General features: G+C 71.7%; 21 protein-coding genes and 1 pseudogene. 13 read left to right on the top strand and 9 right to left on the bottom strand.

Annotation, left to right across the window (positions count from 1 at the left end; all coding sequences use genetic code 11):
• The 5 genes from JT362_RS23180 to JT362_RS23160 all read left to right on the top strand — a co-directional run bounded on the left by JT362_RS23180 (nucleotide 1) and on the right by JT362_RS23160 (nucleotide 4,192).
• Nucleotides 1-165 (top strand): hypothetical protein, encoded by a 165-nt coding sequence (locus JT362_RS23180; RefSeq protein ID WP_260193742.1) that lies wholly within the window; start codon nucleotides 1-3, stop codon nucleotides 163-165.
• 178 nt (nucleotides 166-343) lie between these two features.
• Complete coding sequence (gene purB, locus JT362_RS23175; protein WP_260193741.1) at nucleotides 344-1,777, top strand: adenylosuccinate lyase; 1,434 nt, start codon at nucleotides 344-346, stop codon at nucleotides 1,775-1,777.
• Between the two features lie 18 nt (nucleotides 1,778-1,795).
• Nucleotides 1,796-2,611: an MOSC domain-containing protein gene (locus tag JT362_RS23170; protein ID WP_260193740.1), complete on the top strand. Its 816-nt coding sequence runs from the start codon at nucleotides 1,796-1,798 to the stop codon at nucleotides 2,609-2,611.
• Between the two features lie 12 nt (nucleotides 2,612-2,623).
• Nucleotides 2,624-3,436 (top strand): SAM hydrolase/SAM-dependent halogenase family protein, encoded by an 813-nt coding sequence (locus JT362_RS23165; protein ID WP_260193739.1) that lies wholly within the window; start codon nucleotides 2,624-2,626, stop codon nucleotides 3,434-3,436.
• Between the two features lie 48 nt (nucleotides 3,437-3,484).
• Nucleotides 3,485-4,192, top strand: a complete 708-nt coding sequence (locus JT362_RS23160) for a DUF2334 domain-containing protein (RefSeq protein WP_311202741.1) — start codon at nucleotides 3,485-3,487, stop codon at nucleotides 4,190-4,192.
• Nucleotides 4,193-4,343: 151 nt separating this feature from the next.
• On the opposite strand, the gene JT362_RS23155 is transcribed toward JT362_RS23160, so the two are convergent.
• Nucleotides 4,344-4,985: an MBL fold metallo-hydrolase gene (locus JT362_RS23155; protein WP_260193735.1), complete on the bottom strand. Its 642-nt coding sequence runs from the start codon at nucleotides 4,983-4,985 to the stop codon at nucleotides 4,344-4,346.
• Nucleotides 4,986-5,059: 74 nt separating this feature from the next.
• On the opposite strand from JT362_RS23155, the gene JT362_RS23150 reads away from it, so the two are divergent.
• A complete protein-coding gene (locus JT362_RS23150) occupies nucleotides 5,060-6,547 on the top strand; it encodes an aldehyde dehydrogenase family protein (RefSeq protein WP_260193734.1) in 1,488 nt (495 codons plus the stop codon).
• A gap of 8 nt (nucleotides 6,548-6,555) precedes the next feature.
• Here JT362_RS23150 and JT362_RS23145 read toward each other — a convergent pair whose 3' ends face one another.
• Nucleotides 6,556-8,091, bottom strand: coding sequence for a GMC family oxidoreductase (locus JT362_RS23145; protein WP_260193733.1), 1,536 nt, complete (start codon nucleotides 8,089-8,091; stop codon nucleotides 6,556-6,558).
• A gap of 12 nt (nucleotides 8,092-8,103) precedes the next feature.
• Nucleotides 8,104-9,111, bottom strand: a complete 1,008-nt coding sequence (locus tag JT362_RS23140) for a Rossmann-fold NAD(P)-binding domain-containing protein (RefSeq protein WP_260193732.1) — start codon at nucleotides 9,109-9,111, stop codon at nucleotides 8,104-8,106.
• Nucleotides 9,112-9,241: 130 nt separating this feature from the next.
• Between JT362_RS23140 and JT362_RS23135 the strand changes: the two genes are divergently transcribed.
• From JT362_RS23135 to JT362_RS23125, 3 genes are read left to right on the top strand one after another with little or no spacing between them, the layout of a single operon-like run.
• Complete coding sequence (locus JT362_RS23135; RefSeq protein ID WP_260193731.1) at nucleotides 9,242-9,733, top strand: SigE family RNA polymerase sigma factor; 492 nt, start codon at nucleotides 9,242-9,244, stop codon at nucleotides 9,731-9,733.
• Nucleotides 9,730-10,497 (top strand): hypothetical protein, encoded by a 768-nt coding sequence (locus tag JT362_RS23130; protein ID WP_260193730.1) that lies wholly within the window; start codon nucleotides 9,730-9,732, stop codon nucleotides 10,495-10,497. The genes JT362_RS23135 and JT362_RS23130 overlap by 4 nt, the downstream gene beginning before the upstream one ends.
• A gap of 9 nt (nucleotides 10,498-10,506) precedes the next feature.
• Nucleotides 10,507-10,686 (top strand): MmyB family transcriptional regulator, encoded by a 180-nt coding sequence (locus tag JT362_RS23125; protein ID WP_260193729.1) that lies wholly within the window; start codon nucleotides 10,507-10,509, stop codon nucleotides 10,684-10,686.
• 157 nt (nucleotides 10,687-10,843) lie between these two features.
• On the opposite strand, the gene JT362_RS23120 is transcribed toward JT362_RS23125, so the two are convergent.
• Complete coding sequence (locus JT362_RS23120; RefSeq protein WP_260193727.1) at nucleotides 10,844-11,095, bottom strand: DUF397 domain-containing protein; 252 nt, start codon at nucleotides 11,093-11,095, stop codon at nucleotides 10,844-10,846.
• A gap of 55 nt (nucleotides 11,096-11,150) precedes the next feature.
• Nucleotides 11,151-11,957 (bottom strand): annotated as a pseudogene (locus JT362_RS23115) (helix-turn-helix domain-containing protein); the annotation flags it as partial.
• A gap of 144 nt (nucleotides 11,958-12,101) precedes the next feature.
• Between JT362_RS23115 and purS the strand changes: the two are divergent.
• The 3 genes from purS to purL are packed head-to-tail and all read left to right on the top strand — an operon-like array spanning nucleotide 12,102 to nucleotide 15,258.
• The gene (gene purS / locus JT362_RS23110; RefSeq protein ID WP_260193726.1) at nucleotides 12,102-12,341 is read left to right on the top strand and encodes a phosphoribosylformylglycinamidine synthase subunit PurS; all 240 of its coding nucleotides are present in this window, start codon (nucleotides 12,102-12,104) and stop codon (nucleotides 12,339-12,341) included.
• A complete protein-coding gene (gene purQ, locus JT362_RS23105; protein ID WP_260193725.1) occupies nucleotides 12,338-13,006 on the top strand; it encodes a phosphoribosylformylglycinamidine synthase subunit PurQ in 669 nt (222 codons plus the stop codon). Before purS ends, purQ begins: the two co-directional genes overlap by 4 nt.
• Complete coding sequence (gene purL, locus JT362_RS23100) at nucleotides 13,003-15,258, top strand: phosphoribosylformylglycinamidine synthase subunit PurL (protein ID WP_260193724.1); 2,256 nt, start codon at nucleotides 13,003-13,005, stop codon at nucleotides 15,256-15,258. The genes purQ and purL overlap by 4 nt, the downstream gene beginning before the upstream one ends.
• 83 nt (nucleotides 15,259-15,341) lie before the next feature.
• On the opposite strand, the gene JT362_RS23095 is transcribed toward purL, so the two are convergent.
• Nucleotides 15,342-15,932: a TetR/AcrR family transcriptional regulator gene (locus JT362_RS23095; RefSeq protein WP_260193723.1), complete on the bottom strand. Its 591-nt coding sequence runs from the start codon at nucleotides 15,930-15,932 to the stop codon at nucleotides 15,342-15,344.
• 51 nt (nucleotides 15,933-15,983) lie between these two features.
• Here JT362_RS23095 and JT362_RS23090 point away from each other — a divergent pair, with 51 nt between their 5' ends.
• Nucleotides 15,984-17,018 (top strand): NAD(P)-dependent alcohol dehydrogenase, encoded by a 1,035-nt coding sequence (locus JT362_RS23090; RefSeq protein ID WP_260193722.1) that lies wholly within the window; start codon nucleotides 15,984-15,986, stop codon nucleotides 17,016-17,018.
• A 4-nt stretch (nucleotides 17,019-17,022) separates the two neighbouring features.
• Here JT362_RS23090 and JT362_RS23085 read toward each other — a convergent pair whose 3' ends face one another.
• From JT362_RS23085 to JT362_RS23075, 3 genes are all read right to left on the bottom strand, one after another.
• Entirely contained in the window at nucleotides 17,023-18,168 is a 1,146-nt protein-coding gene (locus JT362_RS23085; RefSeq protein WP_260193720.1) for a pentapeptide repeat-containing protein, read from the bottom strand.
• Between the two features lie 18 nt (nucleotides 18,169-18,186).
• Nucleotides 18,187-19,257, bottom strand: coding sequence for a hypothetical protein (locus JT362_RS23080; RefSeq protein ID WP_260193719.1), 1,071 nt, complete (start codon nucleotides 19,255-19,257; stop codon nucleotides 18,187-18,189).
• Between the two features lie 153 nt (nucleotides 19,258-19,410).
• Nucleotides 19,411-20,277: a lysozyme gene (locus JT362_RS23075; RefSeq protein WP_260193717.1), complete on the bottom strand. Its 867-nt coding sequence runs from the start codon at nucleotides 20,275-20,277 to the stop codon at nucleotides 19,411-19,413.
• Nucleotides 20,278-20,456: the final 179 nt, after the last annotated feature.

The following is a 20,456-nucleotide window of genomic DNA, read 5'->3' as shown; positions in this document are numbered from 1 at the left end:
GTGATCGAGGACCGGTTGCGCGAGGTCCGGCTGGACGAGCCGGCACTGCTGCTCGACCTCGACGCGCTGGTCGCCAGGGCCGCGCGCCACCGCAGAGCGCTCCGGCTCGCGGTCACCCTCGCCGTGCTCGTCACGCTGGCAACCCTTTCCACCCTCTGGCCGTGAGCGGCCAGTGTCCGGTTCCGCGAGTTCGCCCGCGCCCCCGCGACCCGGCTGGACCCCGACGGCCTGGTCGCCGAGGTCACCCTCAACGGCACCGACGACATGGGGTTAATCACCTCCTGCGGAACCTGGTGTCCGACCGCGACCTGCGCTTCCGACCGGGCGGCTAGGCTGGCCCGACGTGACAGTCAAGCCGCGCATCCCCAACGTGCTCGCCGGTCGCTACGCCTCCGCGGAGCTCGCCACCCTGTGGTCGCCGGAGCACAAGATCGTCCTGGAGCGGCGGCTGTGGCTCGCGGTCCTGCGGGCCCAGTCCGCGCTCGGGGCCGAGGTCCCGGACGGGGTGCTGGTCGACTACGAGCGCGTCGTCGACCAGGTCGACCTGGAGTCGATCGCGGCCCGCGAGCGGGTGACGCTGCACGACGTGAAGGCCCGGATCGAGGAGTTCAACGCGCTGGCCGGGCACGAGCACGTGCACAAGGGCATGACCTCCCGCGACCTCACCGAGAACGTCGAGCAGCTCCAGGTCCGCGACTCGCTGGTGCTGGTTCGTGACCGCGCGGTCGCCGTGCTGGCCCGGCTGGCCGCGCTCGCCGCCGAGCACGCCGACCTGGTCATGGCCGGCCGCTCGCACAACGTCGCCGCGCAGGCCACCACGCTCGGCAAGCGGTTCGCCTCGGCCGCCGAGGAACTGCTGGTGGCGTTCGAACGGCTGGACGGGCTGATCGAGCGCTATCCGCTGCGCGGTGTGCAGGGCCCGGTCGGCACCGGGCAGGACATGCTCGCCCTGTTCGACGGGGACGTCTCCGCGCTGGACGCCTTCCAGCGGCGGATCGCCGAGTACCTGGGGTTCACCAGGGTGTTCGACTCGGTCGGCCAGGTGTATCCGCGCTCGCTGGACCACGACGTGGTGTCCACGCTGGTCCAGCTGGCGGCCGCGCCGTCGTCGCTGGCGAAGACGATCCGGCTGATGGTCGGGCACGAGCTGGCCACCGAGGGCTTCCGCGCCGGGCAGGTCGGCAGCTCGGCGATGCCGCACAAGATGAACACCCGTTCCAGCGAGCGGGTCAACGGGTTCGCGGTGATCCTGCGCGGCTACGCCTCGATGGTCGGCGAGCTGGCCGGTGACCAGTGGAACGAGGGTGACGTGTCCTGCTCGGTGGTGCGCCGCGTCGCGCTGCCGGACGCGTTCTTCGCGCTCGACGGCCTGTTCGAGACGTTCCTCACCGTGCTCGACTCGTTCGGCGCGTACCCGGCGGTGATCGCCCGCGAGCTGGACCGGTACCTGCCGTTCCTCGCCACCACGAAGGTCCTGATCGCGTCCGTGCGCGCCGGCGTCGGCCGGGAGACCGCGCACGAGGCGATCAAGGAGCACGCGGTCGCGGTGGCGCTGGCCATGCGCGAGCGCGGAATCGAGCGCAACGACCTGCTCGACCGCCTGGCCGCCGACGACCGGATCCCGCTCGACCGGCCAGGGCTCGACGCGCTGCTCGCCGACCGCCTGTCGTTCACCGGGGTGGCGGGCGCGCAGGTGGCGGCCGTGGTCAAGCGGGTCGGCGAGGTCACCGGCCGGCACGCGGACGCGGCGAAATACACGCCGGGTGCGATTCTCTGACCGGCTAGGCTTCGGGGCGTGCCGACCGTAGCCGCGCTGACGTACTACCCGATCAAGGGCTGTGCCGGGGTGTCCGTGTCCAGCATGGACGTCACGCCGGCCGGGCCGGTGCACGACCGGACGTTCATGGTCGTGAGCGCCGAGGACGGGCTGTTCCGCAGCCAGCGCCGCACCCCGGCGCTCGCGGTGGTCCGCCCGGCGCTGGAGACCGACGGGAGCAAGCTGACCCTGTCCGCGTCCGGCCGCGAGGACCTGGTCGTCGACGTGCTGCTCGACGGACCGCGCCGCACGGTCGACGTGCACGGCGTCTGGCAGGGCGACGGCGTCGACCAGGGCACGGACGCGGCGGCCTGGCTGAGCGACCTGGTCGGCGAGCGGGTACGCCTGGTGCGGGTGCCGCCGGACCACGACCGGATGCTCGACGAGCGGCACGGCCCGGTCACGTTCACCGACTCGACCGCCCTGCACCTGATCGCGCAGGCGTCGCTGGACGACCTGAACGCGCGGATCCTGGAGGCCGGCGCGGAGCCCGTTCCGATGGCCCGGTTCCGGCCGAACGTCGTGGTCACGGGCGTGGCGGCGTACGGGGAGGACGACGTGCGCGCCATCGAGGCCGGGGCACTGCGGATGCGCTGGGTGAAGCCGGACGTCCGGTGCAAGGTCACGATGGTCGACCAGGAGACCGGGGAACGCGCCGGCCCGGAGCCGCTGCGCACGCTGGCGACGTACCGCCGTGAACCGGAGGGCGGAGTGAGCTTCGGGATCAAGCTGCGGGTGGCGTCCCCCGGCCCGATCGCGGTCGGCGACGAACTGTCCTGGAGCGCGGACCGCTAGGGTCGTTGCGCCATGAGCTACGACTGGGTCTCCTTCACGACCGACTACGGCACCGACGACGGCTTCGTCGCCGCGTGCGAGGGCGTCATCGCCCGGATCACCCCGCCGGTCCGGGTACTGCACGTCACCCACACCGTGCCGGCGCAGGACGTGCGCCGGGGCGCCGCGACGCTCGCGCAGACCGTGCCCTACCTGCCGCCCGCCGTGCACCTCGCGGTCGTCGACCCCGGGGTCGGCACCGAGCGGCGCGGGGTGGTGCTGGTCGCCGCCGAGGGTCTGCTGGTCGGGCCGGACAACGGCCTGCTGGTGCCGGCCGCGGAGGCGCTCGGCGGGGTCCGCGCCGCCTACGAGCTGACCGAGCCCGCGTACCAGCTGTCCCGGGTGTCGGCGACCTTCCACGGCCGGGACATCTTCGCGCCGGCCGCCGCGCACCTGGCCGCCGGGATCGCCCCGGAGAACTTCGGCGCGCCGGTCGACCTCGGCGCGCTGGTCCGCCACCCCGAGCCGGAGACCGTCGCCGAGCAGGGCAAGCTGGCCACCGAGGTGTTGTCGATCGACAGCTTCGGCAACATCCAGCTGGTCGCCACCGGCGCCGACCTCGACGCCGCCGGCGCGCGGCCCGGCACCACCGCGCACGTCAACCTCGCCGGCCGCTCGGTCAAGGCCCTGGTCGCCCGCACCTTCGGCGACGCGGAGCACGCCGAGGTGGTCGTGTACCTGGATTCGGCGGGCCGGGTCGCGCTCGCGGTGAACGGCGGCTCGGCCGCGGCGGACTACGGTGCCACGCTCGGTGATCAGGTCCTGCTGTTGTTCGCCCGACCCTGAACCGCCTGTCACCTCGCCGTCAGGCGGATGTCATTCCGGTATGGCCTCATGGTGGCCGTGACCGCACGCCTGCTGGTGTCACTGTCCGGAATCACCGCCTCGACCCTCGACCGCGCCGACGACCTGTGCACCGAGCTCGCCGCTCGGGGCGTCCCGCTGTCGCTGCTGCTCGCGCCCCGCCTGGCCGGCGCCCACCACCCCGACGCCGTCCGCACGTGGGTCCGCACCCGTGTCTCCGCCGGCGACGCGCTCCTGCAGCACGGCTTCGACCCGGCCACCGCCGCCCGCCGTCGCCGCGCCGAGTTCGCCGCCCTGCCCGCGCACGAGGCCAACCTCCGCCTGATCGCCGCCGCGACGACCATGGAACGCCTCGGCCTGACCCCGGACGGCTTCGTCCCGCCACGCTGGCTCGCGTCCCCCGGCACCCTCACCGCGCTGCGCCGCCACGGCGTACCCCTGTGCGCCGACGCCATCGGCGTCCGCGACCTGCGCGCCGGCACCGTCCACCGCGGCCGCGTCCAGGGCTTCGGTTTCGGCGAACGCACCGAGCCATGGTGGTGCTTCGCCCTGGTGATGACCACCGCCCGCCAGGCCCGCCGCGGCGCCACCATCCGCCTCGCCGCCGACACCGCCGACCTCACCCGCCCCGGCCCCCACCGGGCCCTCCTGGACGCCATCGACATCGCCCTACACCACGACGCCCGCCCGGTGACCTACCCGGCCCTCCTACCCCGCCCCCGGGCGCACGCGGCCTGACCCACACCGCCCGCGCCGGGAACGTACAACTCACCGCACGGGAACGTACGACTCGCGACGCTCGCGAGTCGTACGTTCCGGTTGCGCGAGTCGTACGTTCCCGTCGTGCGAGTCGTACGTTCCGGTCGCGCGAGTCGTACGTTCCGGGGGGTCAGACTTCGGCGGGTTCGCCCGGTGTCAGGGGGCGCAGCTCGCAGCCGTCCGGCGCCATCCGCTCGAACCAGCTGTAGCTCATCCTCATCGCCTCCTTGGTGAGCAGTGCCTGGTGGATCGGCACCGCGACCCGGGGTGACACCGCGCGCAGGTAGTCGATCGCCTCGCCGGTCCGCAGCCACGGCGCCTGGGTCGGCAGCGCCAGCACGTCGATCTTCTGCTCCGGCACGAACAACGAGTCGCCAGGATGGAAGAACGCGCCGTGGTCCACCACGTACGCCACGTTCGGCGCCTTCGGCAGGTCGTCGTAGATGATGGCGTGCTTCCCGCCGGTGACGTTCACCGACGCCCCGGCGAGGGTCAGCGCGTCGCCGGGCCCCACCTGTTCCGCGTCGAGCCCGAGCTTGCTCACGTCCTCGACCGAACCCGGGTCGACGATAAGCGCCGCCGTCGGGTTCGCCGCGACCAGCGCGGGCAGCCGGTCCTGGTCGAGGTGGTCGAAGTGCTGGTGGGTGATCAGGATGGCGTCGAGGTCGCGCAGCTCCTCGAACCCGTGGGAGAACGTCCCCGGGTCGAACAGCAGCCGGGCCGAGCCGGTGTCGACGAGAACGCACGCATGGCCGTAGTGAACGATCTGCACGACGACACGCTACTCGTCACGACCCCTACCGGCCGGTAGTTTGAAGGCGAACGCCGACCAGAGGGAGGCCCAGCATGACCGCCGTACAGGCCAAGCCCGACACCTTCGACTCGCTCGACCCGGCCACCGGTGAGGTCGTCGGGAGCCACCCGATCCACACCGCCGCCGACGTCGAGGCCGCGGTCGAACGGGCACGGGCCGCGGCCGACTGGTGGGCCGGCCTCGGGTTCGCCGGTCGCGCGGAACGGCTGCAGCGCTGGAAGGGCGTGGTCACCCGCCGCAGCGCCCAACTCGCCGAGCTGGTGCACGCCGAGACCGGCAAGCCGCACGGCGACGCCATGCTGGAGATCGTCCTCGGCATCGACCACACGGCGTGGGCGGCGAAGAACGCGCGCCGGGTGCTCGGCCGCAAACGCCGCTCGTCCGGGTTGCTGATGGCCAACCAGGCGGCGACCGTGGAGTTCCAGCCGCTCGGCGTGGTCGGCGTGATCGGCCCGTGGAACTACCCGGTGTTCACCCCGATGGGCTCCATCGCCTACGCGCTCGCGGCCGGCAACGCGGTCGTGTTCAAGCCGTCGGAGTACACGCCGGGCGTGGGGAAGTGGCTGGCCGACACGTTCGCCGAGGTGGTGCCCGAGCACCCGGTGCTCCAGGTCGTCACCGGCTACGGCGAGACCGGGGCGGCACTGTGCCGCGCGGGCGTGGCCAAGATCGCGTTCACCGGCTCGCCCGCGACCGGCAAGAAGATCATGGCCACCTGCGCCGAGACCCTCACCCCGGTGCTGATCGAGGCAGGCGGCAAGGACGCCCTGCTGGTCGACGCCGACGCCGACCTGGCCGCGGCGGCCGACGCGGCGGTGTGGGGCGGCATGTCCAACGCCGGCCAGACCTGCACCGGCGTCGAGCGGGTGTACGTACACGAACGGGTGTACGACGAGTTCGTCGCCAAGGTCGTCGACATCGCCGGCAAGGTCCGCGCGGGTGGCGACGCCGAGGCCGACATCGGCCCGATCACCATGCCCAAGCAGCTGGACATCATCCGCCGGCACATCGCCGACGCCCTGGCCCGCGGCGGCCGCGCGCTGGTCGGCGGCGCGGACGCGGTCGGCGACCGGTACGTCCAGCCGACGGTCCTGGTCGACGTCCCCGAGGACTCCGCGGCCGTCCGCGAGGAGACCTTCGGCCCGACCTTGACCATCGCCAGGGTCCGCGACATGGACGAGGCCGTCGAGAAGGCCAACGCGACCGAGTACGGCCTCGGTGCCACCGTGTTCGCCAGGACCCGCGGCATGGAGCTGGCCGCCCGCCTGCGTTCCGGCATGACGGCGGTGAACAGCGTGATCAGCTTCGCCGGCATCCCGTCCCTGCCGTTCGGCGGCATCGGCGAGTCCGGCTTCGGCCGCATCCACGGCCCCGAAGGCCTCAAGGAGTTCGCGCGCCCGAAGGCCATCGCCCGCCAGCGCTTCCGCTCGCCGATGAACCTGACCACGTTCACCCGCACCGCCAAGACCGACGCCAACCTCGCCAAGCTGATCACGCTCCTGCACGGCAAGCGCCGGTGAACCGGGCCTCACGAGGTGACCAGGTCCGCCGCCTTCTCCGCGACCATGATCGTCGGGGCGTTCGTGTTGCCCCTCGGCACGACCGGCATCACCGACGCGTCCACCACCCGCAGACCCTCGACGCCCTGCACCCGCAGTGACGGGTCCACGACCGTGCCGATCGCGCACGTGCCGACCGGGTGGTAGAGGGTCTGGGTCATCGACCGGACGTGCTCGGCGAGGTCCTCGTCGGACAGGGTGTGCGACGCGGGCGCGTGCGGCGCGTCCAGGTAGCGCGCCAGCGGCGCTCGGGCGCCGATCGCCGTCGCGTCCCGCACGGCCCTGGTCATCACGTCCAGGTCGGCGGGGTCGTCGTAGTAGCCGGGGTCGATCTCCGGGCGCCACGCCGGATCGGCCGAGCGCAGGCGCAGCCGGCCGCGGCTCCTCGGCGCCACCAGCGTCGCGCCGATGGTGAAGCCGGTGACCGTCGGCTCGCGCAGGCCGTTGTCGTAGAACAGCGTCGGCGCGACGTGGAACTGCATGTCCGGCAGCCCGTCGCCGACGGCGTAGAACGCGCCCGCCTCGCCGACGTTCGAGGCGAGCGGGCCGCGGCCGGTCAGCTTCCAGCGGAGTAACCCGGTCGTGGTCGCCAGGTTCACCAGATCGGTTGTCCCCCTGGTGCGCCACAGGACCGGCGCGGCCGGGTGGTCGTGCAGGTTCTCGCCGACCTCCGGCAGGTGCGCCACCACCTCGACGCCGTGCTCGCGCAGGTGCTCGGCCGGCCCGACCCCGGACAGCATCAGCAGCTGCGGCGAGTTCACCGCCCCGCCCGCCAGGATCACCTCGGCGTCGGCGTGCTCCACCTCCGACACACCCCGGCGCCGGTACGCCACCCCGACGGCCCGGGTGCCGTCGAACACCACCCGCTCGGCCAGGGCGTGCGTGCGGACGGTCAGGTTCGGCCGCTCCAGGGCCGGCCGCAGGTACGCGTCCGCCGCCGACCAGCGGCGGCCGTTCCGGCAGGTCACCTGGTACAGCCCGGCGCCCTCCTGGGTGGCGCCGTTGAAGTCGTCGGTCGGCTTGAGGCCCCACGACACCGCCGCGTCCACCCACGCGTGCGACAGCTCGTGGGTGTACCGCCGGTCCTCGACGTGCAGCGGGCCGTCGGTGCCGTGCAGCGGACCACCGAGCCGGGAGTTGCGCTCGGCCTTGACGAAGTACGGCAGCACGTCGTCGAAGGTCCAGCCGTCGCCCCAGCCGTCGTAGTCGGCCCGGTTGCCGCGGATGTAGATCATCGCGTTCATCGACGAGCAGCCGCCGAGCACCTTGGCCCTCGGCCAGTACGCGCGCCGCCGGCCGAGCTGCTTCTGCTCGACGGTCTCGTAGTTCCAGTCGTACCGGGTCTTGAACAGGGTCGAGAACGCCGCCGGGACGTGCAGCTCGTCGGCGTCGTCCTCGCCGCCGGCCTCGAGCAGCAGGACGGTGCGGTTCGGGTCCTCGGTCAGCCGGTTCGCGAGCACACAGCCGGCGCTGCCCGCGCCCACCACGATGTAGTCGAAGGCCATCCACCGAGCCTGCTACACGTCGGCCAGGATCTCCAGTTCCTCGTCGGCGGACAGGCCGGCCCGGCGCTCCCGGTCCAGGCCCAGCTCCCGTTCGCGGGCCAGCGCGTCGGCGACCGTGTCGGCCAGCGGGCGCACCGCCAGCCCGGCGGCGAGCGACGGCGCCGGGTCGTGGGTCTGCATCCCGGCGTAGTCATCGGGCAGCCACAGCGGCAGCGACCGCGGCCCGCCCCACGGCTGGACCTTCGCCGCCACCAGCCGCTCCGGGGACACCGGAACCAGCTCGACGTCCACGCCGACGGCCTCGGCGATGTCGGCGAGCACCGCCGGCAGCGGCCGCACCGGCCCGATCGCGTCGTAGGTGCCGGCGATGCCCCGCTCCCCGGCGTCGACGATCCAGGAGGCGTAGTCCCGCACGTCGATGTGCTGGACCGGCTGGTCCGGCGCGTCCGGCACCAGCACCCGGCCGCCGCGCGCGAACCGGCCCGGCCAGTACCCGAACCGGTCACTCCTGTCCCACGATCCGGTTATCAACCCCGGACGGGTGACAAACGCGCGGTCACCCATGGCCGCGCGCACGGCGTTCTCGCTGGCGACCTTGATCCCGCCGTACAGCGCCACCCCGTCCTCGCCGGCCGCCGCCATCGCGTCCCGGTCCGAGTGCTGGGCGAGGGCGGGCACCAGCGGCCCGGTCGCCGGCGTCTGCCCGACGGTCGCGTTGTCGGCGTAGACGTTGATCGTGGAGACGAACGACCAGTGCCCGGCCCGGCCACCGAGGTCACGCAGTGCCCGCGCCACCCACGGGTGGGACAGGGGAGAGACGTCCACCACCGCGTCGAACTCACCGGTCAGCGGCGTGAGCCCGTCGTCGGCGTCCCGATCGACCCGCACCAGGGTGGCGCCGTCCGGCACCGAGCCGGACTCGCCACGCGCCGCGCACACCACCTCGTGCCCCCGCCGCACCCCCTCCGCGGCCACGGCATACCCGACGAAGATCGTTCCACCCAGGACGAGAAGTCGCATGCGCCCACTCTCGCTGCCGACCAGGCCGGTCGCCACCCTTCTCGCCCAGGGCGAAACAGCGCGCGCGACCATGCAACGAAAGGGGTCGCTTCCGCATTAGAGGTGCGAAATCGACGATCGGGAGTGGCCGATGGAGTTTGCTGAGTACGTGGCGAGGCAGCGTCCCGCGCTGATGCGGTTCGCCACGGTCCTGACCTGCCGGACGTGGCTGGCCGAGGACCTGGTGAGCGACGTGTTGGGCCGGGCGTTCGAGCACTGGGAACGGATCTCGGGGATGGCCGAGCCGCACGCCTACGTGCGGCGGATGGTCGTCAACGAGTACCTGTCCTGGCGCAGAAGGCTGACCCGCATCTCCTCGCGCGCCGACGTCGAGCCGAGGGTGATCTCCGACGGCGCGGACGAGCGGGCCGAGCGGGACGCGATGATCCGGCGCCTCGCCGGCCTGCCGAGGAAGCAGCGCGCGGCCGTGGTCCTGCGCTACTACGCGGGCCTGTCCGACCGGGAGATCGCCGCCCAGCTGGGGTGCCGGGAACCGACCGTGCGCAGCCAGATCCACCGGGCCCTCAACGCGCTGCGCATCGACCTCACCGCCGGCGTCGCCGACTTCCAGGAGACCTCATGAGTGACCTTCGCACCCTCCACGACGCCTTCGCCGAGCTGGAGCGGCGCGCGGACGCCGCGACCGTGGGCACGGCCCCGGCCGCGCGGACGCACCGGGCCGTCCGGCTGATCCCCGTCGCGGTCACCGTCGTCGCGGTGGCGGTCATGATCGCGGGTGCGGTGTGGGTGCTGCCTGGCCGCCCCGGCACGCCCGCCGCCGGCCCGCCGACCACACCGTCCACCAGCACGACGCACGGCTCGGCCCCCACCTCACCGGACGACCTGATCGCCCGGTTCAGGGTGGTGCTCGGCGACACCGCGACGTTCGAGGTGACCAGCAAGAACACCGTGCCAGGGGCTTTCCCGTCCAAGCAACCGGGGACGTCGACAGGACCCCAGCCGGAGGACCCGGACGCCCCCAGCAGCCCGCTCATCGGCGGAACCCTGACCGCCGGGGGTGTCACCGGAAGCTTCTCCCTGATGATCTACCCCACCGATTCCGAGCCCGACGCGTGGTGCACCCTTTCCCGTACCGAGGACTGCGACGTCAGCACGCTGCCCGACGGCTCCCGGCTGGCGACCGGGACCGCGCGGCCGGCTCCCGGCGCGGTGTCGCACCTGGCGAGTCTCAAGCGGCCCGACGGGACGCTGGTCCTCATGCACGTCGGCAACCAGGAGGACCCCAGGGGCGCTGCGCTCGACTCGCCGGGCGGCGAGTTCCACGCGCCGCGGCCGCCGCTGACCCTCGACCAGCTGACCGCGCTCGTCACCTCCGACAAGTGGTGACGAGCGCAGGTGGCGCGGCTGGTGTTCCGGAACGACGAGGTCGCGTCCCGGTTCGTCGAGTGGGAACCCAAGGCCCGTGACCTGGTCGCGCTACTGCGGATGGAGATCAGCCGCACGCCCGACGACGAGACGCTCACCGCGCTCGTGGCGGACCTTCGCGAGGTTCTGGGAGTCACACCGAGTGCGTGAGAAGACGAAGGGTTACCACCGCTACCGCCACCCGGACGTGGGCGAGTTCACCCTGCGCTACGGCGGTGGACATGCCCGACGTGCTGGTCGTTCGCCAGGTCGCGGACCCGGGCACGCCGGACGAGCAGGCACTGCGCCTGCTCGCCAAGCTGACGACTCAGCAGGCCTCGACGAACCGACGCCAACTGGCACGGGGAACGGTGAGCATCGGACCGGTCGCGTTCTTGGAGTCCCGCACGGCGACCGCGAGGTCATCCCTCGTAGATCGGTGCGGTGGGATTGGAAAAGCTACTTCGACACACGAACTCCCCGACCCTTCGCTGAAGCTGCTCTTCCGCCACGCCACTTCCACGCAGTCGCTGCCCGACGTGCCGCTGAAGCTGCTCTTCCTCCAGGCGGTGAGCGACATCCGGTTGGCTCCCTCGGTCGTACTCGTCGGCCAGGCTGGCCGTGAACTCCCGAGATTGTCCCTCATCCAGCGCGACGTCAGCGAGCATGGGCAGGAGCTGTTGATAATCGTTTACATAGCTCCGGTCATCGAGGATCAGACCACCGAAGAGGTGATCCAGATACAGCAGCGGAGCGTGTTCGTCGGACTCCATCAGCTGGAACGGGCCACCGAAGTCGGAGCGTTTCCCGACTGCGTTTGGCAAGATGCGCAGCTTGATCTTGTTCGAGTCGGCCGAAAGCACCAGGTGCAGGAGCTGTTCCTGCATGATCGCGGCACTGCCAACCCGCAGCCGTAGGGCCTGCTCGTGCACGTAGAAGGTGAACCGCGTGGGGGTCGACCAGTGCAGGATGCGCTGCCGCTGCTCGCGAGTGCGAACCGCGCCCTTCAGTTCTTCCTCGGGCAGGTCCGGCTCCCGCGCCGAAATTCGGGCTTCGGCGTAGGTGGCGGTCTGCAACAGGCCGGGGATAGCCAGCGGCTCGTAGATGATCGAGTGCTTGGCTGCGGACTCGTGGAAGATCAGGGACCTCAGTGAGTTCCCGATCCGCTTGTCCGACAGCCAGTAGCCCTGCCTGCGCTCGGCGAGCCTGGTCAACTCCAGCAGCGGCTGCGCCTGCGGCAGATTCAGCCCGCACATCACCGCGTACTGGACCACGTCCACAGTCGTCGAGTCCCGCTTGCCGGTCTCCATGCGGGAGACCATCAACGGCGGCCACGCCAGCTTCCGCGCGAGTTCGGCGCCCGTGAACCCCGCGCTCTGGCGCAACCGGCGCAGCGCGCCGCCCAACTCGCGGTAGGCGGCCGTTGGATTGCTGATGCCCATTCCGACACGCTATGACCACGGACCGTAGATGTCCGCACACTCCCGCGAACTCCACCCCAAGGGTGCACTCACGGCCCGCCGTCTCGCATCTTGACACAGGGTAGGCTTCGGTAGTACCGCCTCTCGACCCAGGAGCAGCCTGTCGTGGCCCGAGTCGTCGTCGATGTCATGCCCAAGCCCGAGATTCTCGACCCCCAGGGTCAGGCCGTGGCCCGCGCCCTGCCGCGCCTCGGGTTCACCGGGATCTCCGATGTCCGCCAGGGCAAGCACTTCGAGCTGGAGGTGGACGACTCCGTCGACGACGAGACGCTCGCCAAGATCGCCGAAGGCTTCCTGTCCAACCCGGTGATCGAGGACTTCACGGTCCGGAGGATCGGCGCATGAAGATCGGCGTCATCACCTTCCCCGGCACGCTCGACGACATCGACGCCGCCCGCGCGGTCCGCTACGCCGGCGCCGAGCCGGTCGCGCTCTGGCACGGCGACGAGGACCTGCGCGGCGTCGACGCGGTCGTCGTCCCCGGCGGCTTCTCCTACGGCGACTACCTGCGCGCCGGTGCCATCGCCCGGTTCGCGCCCGTGATGACCCCGGTGGTCGAGGCCGCGCGCGGCGGCATGCCGGTCCTGGGCATCTGCAACGGCTTCCAGATCCTCTGCGAGGCGGGTCTGCTGCCCGGCGCGCTGCTGCGCAACGCCGGCCTGCACTTCGTCTGTCGCGACCAGACCCTGCGCGTCGAGCGCACCACCACCGCCTGGACCGGCGGGTACGCCGACGGCGCCGAGATCGTCATCCCGGTCAAGAACATGGACGGCCGGTTCGCCGCCGAGAAGTCCACTGTGGACGAGTTGGAGGGTGAGGGCCGCGTGGTCTTCCGCTACGTCAACGGAAACCCGAACGGCTCGCTCGGCGAGATCGCCGGCATCAGCTCCGCCGACGGCCGCGTCGTCGGCCTGATGCCACACCCGGAGCACGCCATCGACGCCCTCACCGGGCCCAGCGCCGACGGCCTCGGCATGTTCCGCTCCGTCCTGGGTTCGGTGGCCGCGTGACCGCCACCGCACAGGTCGACACCGTCGGGCTCGCCGCGTCCACTCCGGACATCCCGCAGCCGTACCGCGAGCTGGGCCTCAAGGACGACGAGTACGCCCGCATCCGCGAGATCCTCGGCCGCCGCCCCACCGACGCCGAACTGGCGATGTACTCGGTGATGTGGAGCGAGCACTGCTCCTACAAGTCCTCCAAGGTGCACCTGCGCTACTTCGGCGAGACCACCACCGACGAGATGCGTGCCTCGATGCTCGCCGGCATCGGCGAGAACGCCGGTGTGGTCGACATCGGCGACGGCTGGGCGGTGACGTTCAAGGTCGAGTCGCACAACCACCCGTCCTATGTGGAGCCCTACCAGGGCGCAGCGACCGGCGTCGGCGGCATCGTCCGCGACATCCTCGCCATGGGCGCCCGCCCGCTCGCCGTGATGGACTCCCTGCGCTTCGGCGCGGCGGACCACCCCGACACCCGCCGCGTACTCCCCGGCGTCGTCGCCGGGGTCGGCGGCTACGGCAACTGCCTCGGCCTGCCCAACATCGGCGGCGAGGTCGTGTTCGACCCGTCGTACCAGGGAAACCCACTGGTCAACGCCCTGTGCGTCGGCGCGATGAGGGCCGAGGACCTGCACCTGGCGCACGCGTCCGGCACCGGCAACAAGGTGATCCTGTTCGGCGCCCGCACCGGCCTGGACGGCATCGGCGGCGTCTCGGTCCTGGCGTCGGACACCTTCGCCGGCGACGAGGGCGGCAGCGGCCGCAAGAAGCTTCCCAGCGTCCAGGTCGGCGACCCCTTCACCGAGAAGGTGCTGATCGAGTGCTGCCTGGAACTGTTCCGAAAAGGCATCGTCGTAGGCATCCAGGACCTCGGCGGCGCCGGCCTCTCCTGCGCCACCAGCGAGCTGGCTTCCGCCGGCGACGGCGGCATGCACGTCGAGCTTGACCGCGTTCCGTTGCGCGCCAAGGGAATGACCCCCGCCGAGATCCTCTCGTCGGAGTCCCAGGAGCGCATGTGCGCGGTCGTCCGACCGTCCGATGTGGACGCCTTCATGGCCGTCTGCCGCAAGTGGGACGTCATCGCCACCGAGATCGGCGAGGTCACCGACGGCGACCACCTGGTCATCACCTGGCACGGCGAGACCGTCGTCGACGTCCCCCCGCGCACCGTCGCCCACGAGGGCCCGGTCTACGAGCGGCCCGTGGAACGCCCCACCGACCAGGACACCCTGGCCGCCGCGTCCACGAGCACGCTCCCGCGCCCCACCGACCTGCGCGAGGAGATCCTCCGCATGGCTGCGTCACCCAACCTGGCGTCCCGCAGGTGGGTGACCGAGCAGTACGACCGCTACGTCCGCGGCGGCACCGTCCTGGCCCAACCCGCCGACGCCGGCATGATCCGGATCGACGAGTCCACCAACCGCGGCGTGGCCGTCTCCTGCGACTGCAACGGCCGCTACACGAGGCTGGACCCGTACACCGGCGCCCAACTCGCCCTGGCCGAGGCCTACCGCAACGTGGCCGCGTCCGGCGCCCGCCCGATCGCGGTCACGAACTGCCTCAACTTCGGTTCCCCCGAGGACCCCGGCGTCATGTGGCAGTTCCAGCAGGCGGTCCGCGGCCTGGCCGACGGCTGTGCCGAACTGGGCATCCCGGTCACCGGCGGCAACGTCAGCTTCTACAACCAGACCGGCGCCACCGCCATCCTCCCCACCCCGGTCGTCGGCGTCCTCGGCGTCATCGACGACGTGACCACCCGGATCCCCACCGGCCTCGGCGCCCCCGGCGACACCCTGTTCCTCCTGGGCGAGACCCGCGAGGAACTCGACGGCTCGGAGTGGGCCAACGTCGCCCACGGTCACCTCGGCGGGCGCCCGCCACAGGTCGACCTGGCCCGCGAACGCACCCTGGCCGAGATCCTCCGCGCCGGTGACGTGTCCGCGGCACACGACCTGTCCGAAGGCGGCCTGGCCCAGGCCCTGGTCGAGGCGTGCCTGCTGACCGGCACCGGCTGCCGGGTCACCCTCCCCGGTGACCCGTTCGTGGCGCTGTTCAGCGAGTCGAGTGCGCGCGTCCTGGTCTCCGTCCCCGCCGACCGGGCGGACGCGTTCGCCACCCGCTGCGCCGAGGCCGGCCTGCCCGCGCACCGCCTGGGTACCGTCGAACCGACCGAGACCCTGGAGATCGCCGGCATTCCCGCCCTGCCCCTGACGGAACTCCGCGAGGCCTGGGAGGCGACCCTGCCGGCCCTGTTCGACTGAGCCGTGGAGTACGCGGAGCACGCCGACACGTACGCGAGTGTTTCCGAGGTCGGCCCGCCGAACGTCGGCCACGACCGCCCGGGTCACCGACGGGTGTGGACGGCGCGCTCGACACTGTCGCGCAACAGGGCGCGCCGACGCTCGTGCAGGTCCGCCGGCTCGTCGGCGGTCGCGGCGTAGACGTTGCTGACCGGTGACCAGGCCATCGACATCGCGATGACCATGGCCATCACGTCGAACGGGTCACCCGGTCGCACCAGCCCGGCCGCCTGCGCGTCGGCGATGGCGCGGAGCTTGCCGTCGTCGAGCCGGTCGGCGTCCTCGACGAGGTGCCCGGCCGGGCGCCGCTCCATCCGTGCCCACGTGGCGAGCCGGATCAGCTCGGGGTGGCGCAGGTACTCGTCGTAGAGCCGTACCGCCCAGTCGGCGAGGTCGGTGGCGTCGATGGGGACCACGTTCACGATCCGTTCGAGCGAGTCGGCGAAGATCGCGTCGAACAGCCCTTCCTTGCTGCCGAAGTAGCCGTAGAGCTGTGCCTTGTTGGTCCGGGCGGCGGCCACGATCCGTTCCACGCGCGCCCCGGCGATGCCGTGCTCGGCGAACTCTCGGGTGGCCGCGTCGACGATGCGGCGATGCGTCGCGGCTCCACGGGACGTCATGGCGTGGTCGTACATGTCGCTGAGTGTACGCTCGGATAGACCGAACAGTCTGTTTAAAGAGGCGAGATGAGAACCACCACCGGTTGGCGGGCGGACGGCTCCGCGACGGCGCTGCGGCGGGCGTTCGTCGAACGTCGCGACCTCCGCCCCGACGACATCGCGGTACGCGTCGACCACTGCGGCGTCTGCCACACCGACCTGCACGCCGTCCGGAACCGGGACGGTGGGCCCCTGGTGCCCGGTCACGAGTTCACCGGCGTGGTCACCGAGACCGGCTCCGAGGTCACCCGGTTCGCCCCCGGCGACCCGGTCGCGGTCGGCAACATCGTCGACTCGTGCGGCGGTTGCGCCATGTGCCGGGCGGGCCAGGAGAACTTCTGCCACGAGTTCCCCACGCTGACCTACGGCGGCACCGACCGCCTCGACGGCTCGACCACCCTTGGCGCGTACGCCCGCGAGTACGTCCTCCGCGACCGGTTCGCCCATCGCCTCCCGGCCGGCCTCGATCCCGCCGCGGCGGCTCCGCTGCTCTGCGCCGGCATCACCGTGTGGGAACCGCTGCGCAGCCTCGACGTGGGTCCGGGCAGCCGGGTCGCCGTGGCGGGGCTCGGCGGGCTGGGTCATCTCGCGGTCAAACTGGCGGTGGCTCTCGGCGCCGAGACCACGGTCCTCAGCCGCTCGGCGGACAAGGCCGACGACGCCGGGCGGCTCGGTGCCCACGACTTCGTCGTCACCTCGGACCCCGCGCGGCCGGCCGACGCGCGGGAACGGTTCGACGTCGTCGTCGACACCATCTCCGTACCGCACGAGCTGGGGCCGTACCTGCGGCTGCTCGCCATGGACGGCACGCTCAGCCAGGTCGGGTACCTCGGGCCGGTCACCGTCGACACCATGGACCTGCTGGTCGGACGGAAGAAGCTCACCTCGGCGGGCAGCGGCGGGCTCCCCGCGACAGAGGCCATGCTGGAGTTCTGCGCCGAGCACGGCGTCACCGCCGACATCGAGCTCCTGCCGTCGGCGCGGGTGAACGAGGCCCTCGACCGACTCGAACGCAACGACGTCCGCTACCGCTTCGTCCTCGACCTGTCCGATCTGGACTGAGCGGTCAGGGGCGGACGAGGCCCAGGTCCGGGTCGCGGGACGAGTCGACGTTCCAGCTCGGCGGCAGGTGGTTGTCGTGGGCCAGGGAGACCTTCATCGCGTAGGTGCGGGCGGTGAGGTGCTCGCCGGCCACCCGCAGGTCGAGGCCACCGCCGAAGTGGGTCTCGCCGAGGTCGGTCGGGTGGTCGAAGACCGCGCCGCGGAAGCTGACCTCGGCGTCCCAGGTCGAGCCCTCGAACTTCGTCGCGCCGTGGAACACCGTCGCCTCGAAGTCGGCCTTGTCGTGCACCGTGACGCGGCTGAACCACGCCCGGTCCTCGAACACCATGTGGTGCAGCCACAGCCGCCCCCAGCTGCGGCTGCCGGTGAACCACGCCGGGCCGCGGACCTCGCAGTGGTGCATCGAGTTCGACTCGTACAGGCGCAGGTGCCGCAGCCGCAGCTGTCCGACCACCCGGCCCGAGATGTTGAAGTACTCCAGGGCGGCGCCGTTCAGGTCCAGGTCGTACGCGGGCGCGTCCGCCGTACCCGCCTCCGGCAGCAGGTCGGCGATCAGCGCCTGCGCGGTCTGCCGCACCTGGAGCCACCGGTCCGCCTCGGCCCGGTCCAGCGTCGGCTCCGTACCCCGGACGGCCTCCCAGCGCGGGTGGTCGAACGGGCGCCGCAGGTACGAGCAGATCACGTCCAGCACGTCCTGGGTGTACGCGGGCCGGCTGCGCGCCAGGCCGCCGAGCGCGTGCAGCGCCCCCACCCGCACCTGGTCCGCCTCGCTGCCCAGCAACTCCACCGCGCGCAGGAAACGCTCGTCGGCCGCCCGTTCGCGGTCGTGCTCGGCGCGGTCGCTCTCCAGCCGCTGCCGCTCGCGGTCCAGCTCCTGGCGTTCCTCGTCGACCCGGCGCCTGCGGTCGTTGAGCCACAGCGCGTACAGCGCCACCACCGAGCCGGCCGCGAGCCCGCCCGCCTGCAGCGCCTCGCGGCGGTTCGGGTTCTCGCCGGTCAGCAGCCAGCCGGTGACCAGCGCCAGCGTCCCGACCGCGAGCGACACGGTGCCGACCAGCCGGAACCGGCCGCGCAGCGCGGGGAACGCGAACACCACCACGCCACCGAGGACGGCGGTGGCGCCGACGATCATGAACACCACGCTGATCATCGGCGCCACCTCCTCAACTCAGTAGGCGTAGAAGGTGAGGATGCACCAGCCCTGCTCCTTGTAGAACGCGCTGGTGCGGGCGGTCTCCACCGGCGCGCCGCCGAGGGTGCCGGTCAGGTCGACGCCGACGTAGGTGTCGTCACCGGTGATCGCGTTCGGGTCCATCGCCAGGTCGGCCTTCTGGGTGATCGCTTCCGAGACGTTGGTCTGGGCGGAGCTGTCCGCGCAGAGCACGCCGTTCACCGCGTCCGAGTCGCCGGCCTTGATGGCGGCGAGGAAGTCCTCGACGAACGCCTGGCCGTCCTCGGCGGTCGGCTCGCCGCCGCCACCGCCGCCGCCGCTGGTGCCGCCGGTGTCGTCGCTGTCGCCGCTGCCGGTGGAGGGCGCGGAACTCCCGGAGTCCTCGTCCAGGGAGCCGCTGTCCGGTGCGATGTCCTGCCAGCACCAGGCGTCGCCGTCCTTGGCGACCACCGCGCTGAACGTCGCCGAGTTGCTGTCGAGGGTGATCTCCAGGGTGAGCTTGACCTCGTCGTCGGACACCTCCTCGGTGTCGACCAGCTCGACGCCGGAGGTCTCGTCGATGTCGCGGGTCGCGCCCTCCACGTTGGAGGTGGCGTCCTCGCACGCCATCTCGGTCAGCGCGTCCTTGTCCTGCGAGTCCGCCGCGGCCACCAGCTCGTCGATGAACGTGTCCGCGCCGCTGCCCTCGTCGCCGCCGCCCTCGTCCTTGTTCTGCGAGGTTTCGGTGCCGCCGCCCGCGTTGTTGCCCTCGTCGTCGGAGAGGAAGAAGCCGGGCGCCACGAAGCCGGTGATGCCGAGCCCGCCGAGGACCAGCACGACGATCGCGACGACCGCCACGATCGCGCCGGTGTTCTTCTTCTGCGGGGGCGGCGGGCCGCCGAAGCCACCGCCGTACTGGCCGCCGGGGTAGCCGCCGTACTGCCCGCCAGGCTGCTGCTGCGGGTAGCCGCCATACTGCTGCTGGCCGCCATCCGGCTGCTGCGGGTAGCCGCCGTACTGCTGACCCCCGTACTGCTGTCCCTGACCGTACGGGTCCTGTCCACCGTACGGTTGCTGCGGATAGCTCATGCCCTCTCCCCTACTCGTTGTCCCGGCCCGGACAGTTCGACGTGGCCACCGGGGACACCGTTCCCCTGCTCACGCGGAGCTTAAATGCCGGAAGGGGGCCTTCGCGCCCGGGTGGGTGACGAAGGCCCCCTTCGCGGGGGAATCGTGCCGGTCTCAGTCGCTGTTCGTGGCGAACACCTGGAGCCGGTCGTAGCTGCCGTTGAACGTGTTCTGGTCGATCGGCGTCGAGCTGTACTGCCACACCGTGTAGAAGCTCCAGTCGTACGGGAGCTGGCCGACGGTGGAGGAGTACCGCGCGACCCACAGCGGGTTGGTGCGGCTGAAGCTCGCCCCGACGCACTGGTTCCACCAGCTGGTGGAGGTGTAGATCGCCGGGTACTTGTTCCACCGCGCGTGGTAGGTGTCGCTGAAGTCCCTGATCCACGCCGCCATCGCCGACTTGGACTTTCCGTAGCAGGTCGCGCCGTACGGGTTGTACTCCATGTCCAGCGCGCCCGGCAGCGTCTTGCCGTCACCGGACCAGCCGCCACCGTTGTTGGAGAAGAAGGTCGCCTGCGCGGCGCCGCTTGACCGGTCCGGGAGCGCGAAGTGGTACGCGCCGCGGATGAAGCCCCGGTTGTACGAGCCGTTGTACTGCTGGGCGAAGTACGGGCTGGTGTACCCGGTGCCCTCGGTCGCCTTGACCCAGACGAACCGCTTGCCGGCGTTCCACTGGGCGTTCCAGTCGACGTTGCCCTGCCAGCCGCTCACGTCGATGCCCGGCACCGACGCCATGACGCCGACGTCGCGGGGGTCGACCGTGGCCGGCATGGCCGAGGTGTCCTCGTGTTTGCGGATCTGCGAACCCATCGGGTGGTCGTACTTGCGCACGTACGCGTCGATGGCCGCCTGGTCGCCTGCAGGGGTGGCGTCCTGGTCGGCCGATGCGGGGCTGGCTAGCACTGCCGCCGTGACCACCGAGATGGCGGCGGCCGCCACGCTCAGCAGTCCACGACGCCTGTCGCGAAAGATACTGTTCATCCTGTTCGCCCTTTCCGAATTGCCCTCGCGTTCGGCAGCTCGCGGGCCGGAGCTGCCAAGATACAGATTGTCGTCGCGCGCTACCGATTTGTCACCCTGTCCGGTGAATTGGTAACGACAAGTTCGCCGCCGCGTCGTGATGACCAGGTACGACGCGGAGGATGGCGGCGTGGACGCAC

It is taken from the genome of Actinophytocola gossypii, from assembly GCF_025165815.1.
In the GTDB taxonomy this organism is placed as follows: domain Bacteria; phylum Actinomycetota; class Actinomycetes; order Mycobacteriales; family Pseudonocardiaceae; genus Actinophytocola; species Actinophytocola gossypii.
The sequence above is the reverse complement of the archived record's forward strand: the minus strand, read 5'-3'. Positions and strand labels throughout refer to the sequence as shown.